Here is a 12174-nt window from a genome sequence, read left to right as displayed (position 1 = left end):
ATGACGAAGACAATCCGACTGACCATGGCTCAAGCGCTGGTGAAGTTTATGCAGGCGCAGAAAGTGGAAGTAGATGGCCAACTGCAACCGATATTTGAAGGTGTATTTGCCATCTTTGGTCATGGCAATGTTGCAGGTTTAGGAGAGGCGTTGTTCCATGTGAACGATGAACTGCCGACCTATCGCGCGCACAATGAACAAGCAATGGCGCACAGTGCGATTGCCTTTGCAAAAGCCAACAACCGCCGCCGCATGATGGCAGCAACGACATCGGTTGGTCCGGGCGCGCTGAATATGGTGACCGCTGCGGCTTTGGCTCACGTTAACCGTTTACCCGTCTTGCTTTTACCGGGCGATACGTTTGCGACTCGCGAACCGGATCCTGTCCTTCAACAAGTTGAAGACTGGAGTGACGCCACCATCACGCCGAACGATTGCTTTAAGCCAGTGAGCCGTTTTTTTGATCGCATTACTCGCCCTGAGCAGTTGTTGAATAGCTTACCTCAGGCAATGCGAGTACTGACCGATCCGGTTGAATGTGGCCCTGTGACGCTTTCTCTCCCTCAGGACGTGCAGACCATGGCTTTTGATTACCCTGAACATTTCTTTGCAGAAAAAGTCCATCGCATCCGCCGACCTGGGGCAGATGAGCATGAACTCCAACTTGCTATTGAGAGCATAGCGCAGGCTAAGCAGCCACTGGTTATCGCGGGAGGAGGTATCCATTACGCAGAAGCAACCCAAGAGTTCAGCGACTTTGTGGAAGCCTTTGGCTTGCCCGTCGGTGAAACACAAGCGGGCAAAGGCGCATTGGCATGGGATCACCCGAGTAATCTAGGGTCGATCGGAGTTACGGGCTCAGAAGCAGTTAATACGCTTGCCAGTGAGGCAGACGTAGTCATCGCTGTCGGGACTCGCTTACAGGACTTTACTTCCAGCTCTCGTGCGTTGTTCCGTTCTGATGCCAAGATTGTGTCACTCAACGTCAATGGATTCGATGCGACCAAGCACTACAGCACCCCTTTGGTTGCTGACGCCAAACATACCTTGCCACAACTCGGCAGTGGTCTGATTGGTTGGAACATTTGCCCTAACTGGAAGAGCAAAGCGGAATCACTGCGATTGAAATGGAATGAAACCGTCGAGATTGCGATGACTGATCGCCAAAGCGAGTTACCCACCGATGCGGAAGTGATTGGTGCTGTTAACCGTGCCGCGCAGGAGAAAGACATAGTTGTCTGCGCGGCAGGCGGCCTGCCGGGTGAGCTGCATAAACTGTGGCGGACACGTTACGACAAGGGTTACCACCTTGAGTATGGTTTTTCGTGTATGGGGTATGAAATCGCTGGTGGGCTTGGCGTCAAAATGGCGAAGCCTGATTCAGAGGTTTTCGTCATGGTGGGTGATGGCTCGTATCTGATGCTTAACTCTGAAATCGCCACTTCGGTGATGTTAGGTCAGAAGTTGGTTGTGGTGGTGTTAGATAACCGCGGTTATGGCTGTATTAACCGCCTTCAGCAAGCTTGTGGCGGTGCGGGTTTCAATAATCTGCTTCAGGATTGCAATACCGTTGAGGCGGGGGCACCGAAGACCGACTTTGCCGGACACGCGCGCTCACTTGGCGCTAGCGCAGAAAAAGTGGGCAACATTACTGAACTGGAGCAGGCGTTGATTCGCGCGAGAGCTGCGGACAGTACGTATGTCATCACGCTGGATACCGATCCGCTCAGTACCACTGAATCTGGTGGTTCATGGTGGGAGGTCGCTGTGCCAGAAGTTTCAGTTCGTGAGCCAGTGCGAGAAGCGCGTAAACGCTACGAAGCAGCCAAGAAAGATCAGGTTATCTAAGGGAACAATCATGACAGTACAACTAGGAATTAATCCACTAACGTGGACGAACGATGACTTGCCGTCTCTTGGGGCTGAAACACCACTTGAAACGTGTTTGTCGGAAGGAAAACTGGCGGGTTTCGCTGGATTTGAATTGGGTAATAAATTCCCGCGTGAAGCGAGTCAACTTGGGCCAATCTTAGCCGGACATGAGTTGCAATTAGTCTCTGGCTGGTACTCTGGCGAGTTGCTGACTCGTAGCGTTGAAGAAGAGATTGAAGCCGCGCAGTCGCATCTGACGTTGCTGCGAGAACTCGGTGCGAAAGTGATGGTGTTTGCTGAAGTGACAGGTTGCATTCATGGCGACCAAACAACATCAGCGCATTTACGTCCTCATTTCCCGGAAGACAAATGGGAGGAGTATGGCGAAAAACTGTCTGAGTTTGCCAGATACACCCAGAGTCAGGGCGTTCAAATTGCTTATCACCACCATATGGGAACGGTTATCGAGTCGGCACAAGACATCGACAATCTAATGATGCACACCGATAAGGAAGTTGGGCTGCTTTTGGATACCGGACATCTCACTTTTGCTGGTGCGGATCCGCTTGCTGTTGCTCAGCGCTGGGCTCATCGCATCAACCATGTTCACACCAAGGATGTGCGTCTTGATGTTCTGGCAGACGTCAAGAACCGTAAGACCAGCTTTCTTGATGCGGTATTGGATGGCGTGTTTACGGTGCCTGGTGACGGTGGCGTGGATTTCCCGCCCGTACTTAAATTGCTGGCAGAAAACGGTTACCAAGGCTGGTTAGTGGTGGAAGCAGAGCAAGATCCGTCGGTGGCGCATCCGCTGACTTACGCCAAATTAGGATTCAAAAATTTACATCAATTTGCCTCTGATGCTGGTTTGTTTAACCAGTAGAGCAGGGAAGGAGCTCGATAAATGGAAACGGTTCAGAATTTTATTAATGGTCAACTAAGCGAGAGTCATACAGGTCGCTTCGCACCTGTATTTAACCCTGCGACAGGCGAGCAAAGTCGCCAAGTCGTGTTAAGTTCGGCCGCGGAAACCGCCGAAGCGATTGCTGTAGCTGAGAGGGCTTTCCCTCTATGGGCGAAGACACCGCCTCTCAAGCGTGCCCGTGTGATGTTCAAATTCAAAGCACTACTTGAACAAAATATGGATCGTTTGGCGCGAGTGATCTCCAACGAGCACGGTAAAGTCTATTCAGACGCTGTTGGAGAGGTGACGCGTGGTCTGGAAGTGGTTGAGTTCGCATGTGGCATACCACATCTTCAAAAAGGGGAGCATTCAGCCAACGTCGGGACGGGTGTCGATAGCCACTCACTGATGCAACCTCTGGGGGTTTGTGCGGGTATCACGCCGTTTAATTTCCCTGCTATGGTACCAATGTGGATGTTCCCAGTTGCCCTTGCGACAGGTAACACCTTTGTCCTTAAGCCATCGGAAAAAGACCCGAGTATGGCCCTGATTATGGCTGAACTACTGAAAGAAGCAGGGTTGCCTGACGGGGTGTTCAACGTTGTTAATGGCGATAAAGAAGCGGTGGACGTACTACTTACAGACCCTAGAGTTCAAGCCGTCAGTTTTGTTGGTTCGACGCCAATTGCCGAGTATATCTACAGCACCGCTTCTGCACACGGTAAGCGCTGTCAGGCATTAGGGGGAGCCAAGAACCATTGTGTGCTAATGCCAGATGCAGACCTTGATATGGCAGCTAACGCTATCATGGGGGCGGCCTTTGGTGCCGCAGGAGAACGTTGCATGGCGTTGTCAGTGGCGGTTGTGGTTGGCGATGAAACTGGTGACAAGCTCATCGCCCAGCTTGAAGAGAAAATTGCGCAAATGCGTGTCGGGCCGGGGATCGTAGATGGGCGAGAAAATGATATGGGACCTGTGATCTCAGCACCGCACAAAGCGAAGATTTGCGACTACATCACATCAGGTGAACAACAGGGCGCCAAGCTAGTGGTTGATGGTCGTGATTTTGTGGTGGAAGGACACGAAACAGGTTACTTTGTTGGCCCGACGCTGATCGACAATGTTTCACCAGACATGACGATCTACAAAGAAGAAATCTTTGGCCCCGTCTTGTCGGTAGTGCGAGTTGAAGACTACGAGACAGCGCTGGACCTGATCAATCGTCACGAATACGGCAATGGAACCGCAATATTTACCCGTGATGGTGAAACGGCTCGTCAGTTTGGTGAAGACGTGCTGGCTGGCATGGTTGGAGTGAACGTGCCTATTCCAGTACCTATGGCATTCCACAGCTTCGGCGGCTGGAAGCGTTCGGTATTTGGCCCACTCAATGTCCACGGCAATGATGGTGTTCGTTTCTACACCCGAATGAAGACGGTAACAAGCCGCTGGCCTACGGGTGTGAGGCTCGAACAACATGCGAGTGCCTTTACTATGCCGACCATGGACTAAGTGACTGCTCCGGCTTATTGACGAAAAATCCCAGCATAAATCGCTGGGATTTTTTATGTTCAAATGCCTGAGAGTGGGGTAAGCAGACCCTAAGTGTTGACCCTTTTAAGCATTGCACGAATGCTAGCAGCGGCGATCAACTTATGAAAAGGAATGATCGCCAGCAAGTAGGCGTAACCAATCCATGTCCGAGTATTGACTAAAGTGGAGAGCGTGAACCGCCCCGGAGCGAGTTTGACCACTGAAAGGGAGACTTGCATATGTTTGTCCTCACTGGTGCAAATGATCTCACTCTCTGAGAGTAATTCGACTTGATGTAATCCGATGCCTTGTCCCTGCCGTAAATCTTCGACCCGCAACGTCATCTTTTCTGCTGACGCAGCAAAGCCTAACGGAGCGACCAAACGGTTTCTCAGCGCCATCAGTGTTTCAACGATGTTTGGAAGGTGGCCAAATACATCCACGTAAACCTGACTAGGGGAGCGTTGTTGGTCTGGGATCTCAAAGCTCAATGCGTCACAAAAGCCCCGTTTCTTTAAGCGCCCAACCAGTGCACTTTGTGCTGGGAGCTCACTGCTTGCGAGTGTTTTCATCATCTCTCCTGCATCATCTGTTTTAACGTGTCTCTTACTTCCGAGCCTCCAATGAGAGCGAGAAACAAAAGGCCTCCCGGGATCAACAGCGCCATCATTATCGGCCTTAATACGTAGGAGAAACAAAACAAGCTCGGCATAAATACCAACCACTGGCCTAATAGAGTCACGACTTTCTTGAGGTTATCTTCCATTGCATTCTTTCCTAATTATAAAATTGAGCGCGCTCAATTAATAAGTGAGCACGCTCAATTTGTCAACTCATCTGGGTAGAGGTATGATCTAGCAGCAATATTTTGGATGAAAAGAGCATGGGAAAAAGAGAACAAACGAGAGAGCGGATTCTTAGCGCTGCGTGGGAATTGTTTGAAACGCAGGGGTATCAGGAAACGTCTACGCGTCAGATAGCAAGGCAAGCGGGAGTGGCAGATGGCACGGTCTTTAGCCACTTTGAAAACAAGCTCGCGATATTACGTGAAGGTATGCTCAACCAGCTAACTCAGCTTGCGCAGCAAGGCTTGGCCAACCCTGTGAATGACGCAATGGAAATGGGGATGCAGTTCGCGACAACCTATTACGGTTACTATTTTTCCAATGTGAACCTGAGCCGAGCGCTGCTTAAAGAAGTCATCTGGGATATGGACTACTACCAGTCATACAATGATGCGGTATTTGCAAACTCGAACCTGCCGGTCAATGTAGCAGAGAAAATGCCGCTGATTATGGACTGCTATTTTATGACTCTGATTACTCACTTGAGCAAACCAGAACCCACTTTAGAAGCTGCCCTGAAAGAACTTGAAGGCAAATACCGCACTATATTGAATATCGGGTAGTTGAGGAGTAGGCGCAACGGCTGCAGAGCCTGATACATTCTTCTGACAAAGCCTTACAAAAACGATATACAACTTATTGAAAGGTTGTCGTATTTTCCAGCTCTGTTTCGTGTCTATGGTGAATACTCAACTATGAAAAAAGCGCTTTTACTCTTGCCATTATTGCTGTCTTCAACGGCGTTCGCGGGGAATCATCAAATCGGCTTTGGCATTGGGGGCGGTAGTACGGATGGCCCGAACGACTGGAGTGACTCAGGCTTTGCAGGCAAAATTGATTACGCGTATCAGTTCCACCCCAACTTTGCCGCGGAGATCGGTTATGCCGGAGTTGCGGGTATGACAAGTAATATCGTTACAACCGTGCTAGGAACGACCAAGCAAGAAGTGCAATACTCCACGGGTTTTGTGGGTTTGAAAGCGGGAGTATCTCCTGTCTCTTTTCTCAACCTTTACGTTGTCGGTGGTGCTAACTATTCCGATGTTGAGAAGACGTATACGCCTTCTGGTGGAACGGAACGAACCGACTCTCATACAGGGTTACATCCATACTATGGAGCGGGTACAGAACTGGTTTTTTTTAGTACTGTTGGCCTGAACCTAGAGTACAGAAAGTTTGTTTTGGCGGATGACTTTGAATCCGATGTGGTCTTTGCTGGTATGAATATTAAGTTCTGATCTAGCCCTAGATTCAAAAGAGAATGAACGGGAGTAGCATGGAAGTGCTATTCCCGTTTTTGATCGCCTAGCAAGGCATGGCTTTGAGGTTAGGGGAGACGATTAGCTCGGCTGCTGTTACTGACTGCACATAATCCAAGTCAGTGTCTGGAGCTATTTCAATGATTTCAATACCTTGTGGTGTGATGGTAAAGACACCCAGCTCGGTCACAATCAAATTAACCTGATTCATCGCCGTGAGCGGCAAGGTGCAGTGCTTCAAAAGCTTAGGTTTGCCTTTTGCTGTGTGCTCCATGGCGACAATGACCTTTTTTGCACCGACAACCAAATCCATTGCACCGCCCATTCCTGGTACCATCTTGCCCGGAATGATCCAGTTCGCCAGATTCCCTTGTTGGTCAACCTGCAGCGCACCCAGTACGGTGGCGTCAACGTGTCCGCCTCGGATAATGGCAAAGGAGTCAGCACTGTTGAAATAGCAGGCCCCTTCGATAGCGGTAATAGGTTGTGCGCCAGCGTTGACCAAATCTGGGTCCTGATTATTTTCATCGGCCAGTTCATCAATGCCCAATAGGCCGTTTTCTGCTTGCATCAAGATTTCGATGTCTTTGTCGACTTCGTTGGCAACCAGAGTCGGTAAACCTATGCCAAGGTTAACGATATCACCGTCTTTCAGTTCTTGAGCAACACGGGAGGCGATACGTTTACGGATAAGGTGTTTTTCGCTGTGACTCATGAGGCTTCTCCAACGAAAATATGATCAACATATAAGCTTGGGGTGTGGACGGCTTCCGGTTGAATACCCCCGATTTCCACCAGTTGTTCAGCTTCAACAATGACACGTTCAGCAGCCGTTGCCATCAACGGGTTAAAATTTTGGGTTGTTTTGCTGTAGAAGACATTACCTCGGTGGTCGACTTTAGAACCGCGAATCAAGGCTAGGTCAGCTTTAAGTGGTTTCTCTAGAAGGAACTGCTCACCGTCCACTTCAATAAGCTGCTTACTTTCGGCAACAAGTGTCCCTAATCCCGTTGGCGTCAAAACGCCGCCCAGACCAGCGCCGCCACAACGGATCCTTTCAGCTAGTGTGCCTTGAGGCACTAGTTCAACGTCGATTATGCCATCGTTCATCTGGCGGCCAGTTTCAGGGTTGAGCCCGATATGTGATGCGTACAATTTGGAGACGCGCTGCTCAGCAATCAGGCGACTGGTGCCGATATCTGGCAAGGCAGTATCAGTGCTTATCAAGGTGATATCCCGCACGTCATTTTCAATCAAAAGGTCGATGAGTTTTTCTGGTGTCCCTGTCCCCATAAAGCCACCGATCATAATCGTCATGCCATCTTGCAAGTATTGACTCACCTGCTCTGAAGAAATGCATTTTTTCATATCATTGCTCCTCGCAGCGCTTTAAGATCACTGCCGCGCCCATTCCGCCGCCGATACACAGTGAAGCCAAGCCCATGCGTTTATTGTTTCTTTCAAGCTGATAAACCAGAGTAGTGAGAATACGGTTACCAGAAGCCCCGATTGGGTGACCTAGAGCAATCGCACCGCCACTCAGGTTGCTGTTGTCGAGTAGCCATTGCGGCTCGACGTTGTGCTGGTGGCTAAGCTCTTTGATTACCCCTAATGCTTGAGCAGCGAAGGCTTCATTGAGTTCGAACACATCAATGTCACTTAGGTTTAGCCGCGCTTTTTCGAGAGTGTTATTGATCGCGGTGACTGGCCCAAGGCCCATGATTTCTGGCTTCAATGCGCCCTGACCATATTCGACAATTTCCGCGAGTGGTGTCAGGTTGTAGCGCTCCAACGCTTCTTGGTTAACAAGAATGACAGCCGAAGCACCATCGTTGATTCCAGAAGCATTGCCTGCGGTCACCGTTCCGTCTGGGTCGAAAGCCGCTCTTAGTTTGGCTAGACCTTCGATTGTCGCATTAGCTTTCGGATATTCGTCTTGTGAGACTTCGGTTTGCGCGCGACGTTGAGTTACGGTGATGGGCTCAATTTCAGCATCAAAGTGACCTTGTTCAATCGCTGTCGCCGCTTTGTTTTGGCTAGACAGGGCAAATTCATCTTGTGCTTCGCGGCTGATGCCGAGGTGTTTAGCTACGTTTTCCGCCGTGATGCCCATGTGGTAGTGATGAAACGCATCGGTCAGGCCATCTTTAATAATGGAATCTTCCAGATTTTGATGGCCCATTCGATAGCCACGTCGGATTTGGCCATTGGTAATAAAGGCTGCGTTAGACATGCTCTCCATACCACCTGCGATGACCACTTCTGCATCGCCAGCGCGAATATGGCTTGCCGCGTCCATCACAGCTTTCAGGCCGCTACCACAAATCATGTTGATGGTATAAGCAGGGACAGAGTCTGGGATGCCTGCTTTGATGGCTGCCTGTCTTCCTGGCCCCATGCCTGAACCTGCAGTTAGGACATTGCCCATGATGACTTCGTCGACTAAATCGACAGAGAGATTTGCTTGAGCGATTGCGCTCTGAATGGCGTGGGCACCGAGCTCAACCGCTGACAATGGCGCTAACGAACCATTGAAACTGCCGATTGGCGTTCTCTTGGCAGCAACAATAAATACTCGTTTCATTTCTCAATCCTTTTGCCTGAATCCGATGGCTCTAGTCTATGAAAAGCCATCGCTAAGGTGTTATGCCCAGGAATTCAAAGCGACTTTGCAAATATGCAAAGTAACAATGTGGAACGGTTCACTGCCGAAGAGGACGTTACTGATTAAAGTGTTCAAAATTAGTGAGATAAGGGTATTTCTATGTCAGGTTTCGCTGTTAAAAAACACTCAACCTTTGCCTTTGGTAAGCTAAGATGACTCTGGTCACAGACCCTTGGTTTTACGCCACGGCAGTGCCAGCGGTATTGATTTATGGAATTGGCAAGGGTGGGTTAGGTGGCGCTTTAGGTATTATCGCTGTGCCCTTAATGGCGTTGGCGATATCACCAACGCAAGCTGCGGCGATATTGCTGCCTATTTTGGTGGTTATGGATGCGTTTGCGGTTAAACAGCACTACCGAAATGCCGACTATGCCGTACTTAAGACAATGTTGCCCGGCGCTATTCTGGGTGTTGGTTTGGCGTGGGCATTTCTGAGTGTGACTCCGGAAACAGGGTTGAAGCTGACGATTGGATTGCTGTCACTTGGCTTTTGTTTACAACACTGGTTGAGTGGCCGCTCTTCTACCCGAAAGCCGGGTACAATCAGTGCTTGGTTCTGGAGCTCATTGAGTGGTTTCTCCAGCACTGCGATTCACGCGGGAGGGGGGCCAGCGAGTATTTATCTTCTGCCCTTACGATTAGAGAAGGTACCTCTTATCGCCACGATGGCTGTGCTATTTGCGATTATTAATCTCTTTAAGCTGATCCCATACGCCGCATTGGGTGAGTTTGATAAGACGAACCTGTTGACTGCGCTTGCGCTGATTCCTTTGGCGCCGATTGGCGTTAAGTTGGGTGTGTTTCTGCTTCACAGAGTCAGTCAGGAAAGGATTTATCAGCTGTGTTATCTGTTCTTGTTTCTGTCTGGTATGAAGTTGTGCTGGGACGGGGTTGTTGGCTGATTACCCCGCCTATTTAATACAGACGGGGAGGACATTCATCGGTTATTTTATCTGGTAGTTAAGCGCCAGTTGATACTTTTCCGCGTAGTCTTCAAGTAGCTGTGATTGGCTTTTATCGGCGTTGCCATAAAACAGGCCACCATTGTCTAACAGGTATTGGTAATCTTGTTCGATTTCTCTTCGAACTACGTCAATTCTTTTTAGTGTTGTTGGCGTACAGGACTGGCCGTGTAAGTCATCTTCAATGTCCAGAACATGTGAGCGAAAGGCTTCAAGTCTGAATTGTTGATTGAGTGCTTGTTCGTTATCCAATGCTGCTTTCCAGCGCTGAGCAATGGATTGAAAGTGAGTAATAACTTCGGGCAAAGCAGACTGTGAGTTAAGCCACTGAACCTTGCGCTGAAAGCTCTCAAATCCGAGTTGTTTAACGCTTTCATAAAGGGATAACTGATGCGCTGAGCTAAGGTTTTGTTCCAGCAACCAGCCAAAGAAAAAACGGGTTTCAAAGCGTTCGACAAAGTGGAAAATTGGATCACTCAACCCGTTGCTGTTGAGCTCAGAGAGTGGATCAAACGGGTACATATACCCAAAATCAAACAGCCAGAGTTTGCCTACGTTATCTACCAGCAGGTTACCACTGCACAAATCCCATTCCATCAGGCCGTGCTGCTCGCACGCTTCCAGCGTGGTGAACAGCTGTTTGATGATCGATGGAGTGAGAGTTTGTACATGCTCACCTTCGATCCATGGGGAGATCATAAACCCGAGACGATAGTCGGCATACAAAGTGGGCACAATATTCTGAAATAAAGCTGATGTAGCTGGGTTTTCGCGTAACTGTTGGAATTGTTGTCGGCGCTGGACTTCATTTAAAAACGAATACTGGCCATCTAAGTTTTTCACCTTAGCGGTAGGGCGGCGCTTTTTCATGTTGTAGTCGCGACGATTGATTCGCAGGTGATAGACCTCAGCCGTCAAGCCTGAGTCGACAACTTTAACTACATAGGGTGATTCGTGGGTCAGTGATATGAGTTCTTCAGGTGGCAAAGGGCAGCGGTTTTTGTCACCAACGATAAGCGGTTCTCCGCTAAGGTCGAAGTCTTGTTGAGCTTTTTGTCTCGCGTTCATTTTCTTTCCTTTTCTTTTTTAATTATCAGGAGGATTTAAACGCGAAGGTGTACAAAAAACATCCTACTGACATGAATGTTTTTAGGGTGAGATATAACGCTTACTTAAGCCTTAAAGGGAGGAGTCTGTACTCCCTAGCAGGAAATCTTTGAAGCGAGTCACGAGTGGAGACGCTTTTTGGGGAGGGTGATAATAAAGATTAAGACTCCAGATACTAGTTTCGTAATTTTCCATCACAGGAACTAAAGAGTGGTTGGTTATTGACTCTTCGACCACAAACTGTGGTAAGTAGGCGATACCCGTCCCTTTAAGCGCGGCTTTTAGCAGCAGGTCACTGTCATTAACTTCAACACTTTTTGGCACTTTCATCTGCAAGGTTTCAGCATTTTTCCTGAATATCCAGTCGTTGCTGCCCGTCAAAGTGGTGGCGAACAAACAATGGTGCTGAGTGAGATCCTGCGGATGTTTAGGCTCTCCGTTGCGCTTGAGGTAGTCCGGTGAGGCCACGACGATAAACGGGCATTGCATGACTTCACGCTTTACAAGCAGCAGGTCTTTTTCACGATACCCCTGAAATGAGGCATTGGCGCTGATCATCAAATCACACTCACTGGCATGATCTAATGCCCAAGGCGTGACATTCAAATTGAACGTCACGTCTGGGTTTTCAGTCATGTAGTCGGCGATTTTATCGATCAGAAAATGATTGGCGTAAACAGGGGTAACGGCAATATTGATATGGCCTTTGTCGCTGGCTTGAAAGTCTTCCAGTTTACGGCTGATACGTTCGGCGTTATCGACCAGTGGCGAAAACTCATCGAACAGCGTTTGACCAGCTTGCGTTGCGGTAAGAAGTCGGTTGGAGCGGTGGCAAAGTGGCACGCCAAAATGATTTTCGAGCTCTTGCAACCAGCGGCTGCCGGCGGAAACACTGAGATTAAAATGGCGCGATGCAGCGGAGATGGATCCGGTGCGGATCACGTATACAAAAAAGGCCATCTTATCCAGCATGCGACTTCCTTATGCGCCAAAGCGAGCACCTGAGTGCTCGCGGTATTTCCATTAT

At 49.2% G+C, this 12174-nt stretch carries 13 protein-coding genes; 6 read left to right on the top strand and 7 right to left on the bottom strand.

The window, feature by feature from the left end; all coding sequences use genetic code 11:
* The 3 genes from iolD to FIU99_RS09980 are packed head-to-tail and all read left to right on the top strand — an operon-like array spanning window position 1 to window position 4288.
* Window positions 1-1848: a 3D-(3,5/4)-trihydroxycyclohexane-1,2-dione acylhydrolase (decyclizing) gene (gene iolD / locus FIU99_RS09990; RefSeq protein ID WP_006962666.1), complete on the top strand. Its 1848-nt coding sequence runs from the start codon at window positions 1-3 to the stop codon at window positions 1846-1848.
* Between the two features lie 10 nt (window positions 1849-1858).
* Window positions 1859-2755 (top strand): myo-inosose-2 dehydratase, encoded by an 897-nt coding sequence (gene iolE, locus FIU99_RS09985; protein ID WP_006962665.1) that lies wholly within the window; start codon window positions 1859-1861, stop codon window positions 2753-2755.
* Window positions 2756-2776: 21 nt separating this feature from the next.
* Window positions 2777-4288, top strand: coding sequence for a CoA-acylating methylmalonate-semialdehyde dehydrogenase (locus tag FIU99_RS09980; RefSeq protein WP_006962664.1), 1512 nt, complete (start codon window positions 2777-2779; stop codon window positions 4286-4288).
* Between the two features lie 89 nt (window positions 4289-4377).
* Here FIU99_RS09980 and FIU99_RS09975 read toward each other — a convergent pair whose 3' ends face one another.
* Window positions 4378-4881, bottom strand: a complete 504-nt coding sequence (locus FIU99_RS09975) for a DUF2867 domain-containing protein (protein WP_006962663.1) — start codon at window positions 4879-4881, stop codon at window positions 4378-4380.
* Window positions 4881-5075, bottom strand: a complete 195-nt coding sequence (locus FIU99_RS09970; protein ID WP_039952522.1) for a hypothetical protein — start codon at window positions 5073-5075, stop codon at window positions 4881-4883. The genes FIU99_RS09975 and FIU99_RS09970 overlap by 1 nt, the downstream gene beginning before the upstream one ends.
* 117 nt (window positions 5076-5192) lie before the next feature.
* Here FIU99_RS09970 and FIU99_RS09965 point away from each other — a divergent pair, with 117 nt between their 5' ends.
* Both FIU99_RS09965 and FIU99_RS09960 read left to right on the top strand, forming a co-directional pair.
* Complete coding sequence (locus tag FIU99_RS09965) at window positions 5193-5717, top strand: TetR/AcrR family transcriptional regulator (RefSeq protein ID WP_031342587.1); 525 nt, start codon at window positions 5193-5195, stop codon at window positions 5715-5717.
* 132 nt (window positions 5718-5849) lie between these two features.
* Window positions 5850-6392: an outer membrane beta-barrel protein gene (locus FIU99_RS09960; RefSeq protein ID WP_006962661.1), complete on the top strand. Its 543-nt coding sequence runs from the start codon at window positions 5850-5852 to the stop codon at window positions 6390-6392.
* A gap of 67 nt (window positions 6393-6459) precedes the next feature.
* Here FIU99_RS09960 and FIU99_RS09955 read toward each other — a convergent pair whose 3' ends face one another.
* Genes FIU99_RS09955 through FIU99_RS09945 form a run of 3 tightly spaced genes read right to left on the bottom strand, consistent with a single transcriptional unit; the run spans window position 6460 to window position 8997 of the window.
* Window positions 6460-7128 carry a 3-oxoacid CoA-transferase subunit B gene (locus FIU99_RS09955; protein ID WP_006962660.1) on the bottom strand — a complete coding sequence of 223 codons (669 nt, stop codon included), beginning with the start codon at window positions 7126-7128 and terminating at the stop codon, window positions 6460-6462.
* On the bottom strand, window positions 7125-7781 hold the full coding sequence (locus FIU99_RS09950) for a CoA transferase subunit A (protein ID WP_006962659.1): 657 nt from the start codon (window positions 7779-7781) through the stop codon (window positions 7125-7127). The genes FIU99_RS09955 and FIU99_RS09950 overlap by 4 nt, the downstream gene beginning before the upstream one ends.
* Window position 7782: 1 nt before the next feature.
* On the bottom strand, window positions 7783-8997 hold the full coding sequence (locus tag FIU99_RS09945; RefSeq protein WP_006962658.1) for an acetyl-CoA C-acetyltransferase: 1215 nt from the start codon (window positions 8995-8997) through the stop codon (window positions 7783-7785).
* Between the two features lie 233 nt (window positions 8998-9230).
* Between FIU99_RS09945 and FIU99_RS09940 the strand changes: the two genes are divergently transcribed.
* Entirely contained in the window at window positions 9231-9980 is a 750-nt protein-coding gene (locus tag FIU99_RS09940) for a sulfite exporter TauE/SafE family protein (RefSeq protein ID WP_099607355.1), read from the top strand.
* Between the two features lie 42 nt (window positions 9981-10022).
* Here FIU99_RS09940 and FIU99_RS09935 read toward each other — a convergent pair whose 3' ends face one another.
* Together FIU99_RS09935 and FIU99_RS09930 are read right to left on the bottom strand one after the other, a co-directional pair.
* Window positions 10023-11108, bottom strand: a complete 1086-nt coding sequence (locus tag FIU99_RS09935) for an AarF/UbiB family protein (protein ID WP_152472262.1) — start codon at window positions 11106-11108, stop codon at window positions 10023-10025.
* Window positions 11109-11219: 111 nt separating this feature from the next.
* Window positions 11220-12119, bottom strand: coding sequence for a LysR family transcriptional regulator (locus FIU99_RS09930; RefSeq protein ID WP_099607353.1), 900 nt, complete (start codon window positions 12117-12119; stop codon window positions 11220-11222).
* Window positions 12120-12174: the final 55 nt, after the last annotated feature.

It is taken from the genome of Vibrio sp. THAF64 (assembly GCF_009363455.1).
Lineage (GTDB): Bacteria > Pseudomonadota > Gammaproteobacteria > Enterobacterales > Vibrionaceae > Vibrio > Vibrio coralliilyticus.
This window is presented reverse-complemented; position numbering and strand designations above follow the sequence as displayed.

Bases quoted from the DNA above. Each gene is read 5' to 3' on its own strand.
- iolD (WP_006962666.1), top strand. From the start codon at position 1: ATGACGAAGACAATCCGACTGACCATGGCTCAAGCGCTGGTGAAGTTT.
- iolE (WP_006962665.1), top strand. From the start codon at position 1,859: ATGACAGTACAACTAGGAATTAATCCACTAACGTGGACGAACGATGAC.
- FIU99_RS09980 (WP_006962664.1), top strand. From the start codon at position 2,777: ATGGAAACGGTTCAGAATTTTATTAATGGTCAACTAAGCGAGAGTCAT.
- FIU99_RS09975 (WP_006962663.1), bottom strand. From the start codon at position 4,881: ATGAAAACACTCGCAAGCAGTGAGCTCCCAGCACAAAGTGCACTGGTT.
- FIU99_RS09970 (WP_039952522.1), bottom strand. From the start codon at position 5,075: ATGGAAGATAACCTCAAGAAAGTCGTGACTCTATTAGGCCAGTGGTTG.
- FIU99_RS09965 (WP_031342587.1), top strand. From the start codon at position 5,193: ATGGGAAAAAGAGAACAAACGAGAGAGCGGATTCTTAGCGCTGCGTGG.
- FIU99_RS09960 (WP_006962661.1), top strand. From the start codon at position 5,850: ATGAAAAAAGCGCTTTTACTCTTGCCATTATTGCTGTCTTCAACGGCG.
- FIU99_RS09955 (WP_006962660.1), bottom strand. From the start codon at position 7,128: ATGAGTCACAGCGAAAAACACCTTATCCGTAAACGTATCGCCTCCCGT.
- FIU99_RS09950 (WP_006962659.1), bottom strand. From the start codon at position 7,781: ATGAAAAAATGCATTTCTTCAGAGCAGGTGAGTCAATACTTGCAAGAT.
- FIU99_RS09945 (WP_006962658.1), bottom strand. From the start codon at position 8,997: ATGAAACGAGTATTTATTGTTGCTGCCAAGAGAACGCCAATCGGCAGT.
- FIU99_RS09940 (WP_099607355.1), top strand. From the start codon at position 9,231: ATGACTCTGGTCACAGACCCTTGGTTTTACGCCACGGCAGTGCCAGCG.
- FIU99_RS09935 (WP_152472262.1), bottom strand. From the start codon at position 11,108: ATGAACGCGAGACAAAAAGCTCAACAAGACTTCGACCTTAGCGGAGAA.
- FIU99_RS09930 (WP_099607353.1), bottom strand. From the start codon at position 12,119: ATGCTGGATAAGATGGCCTTTTTTGTATACGTGATCCGCACCGGATCC.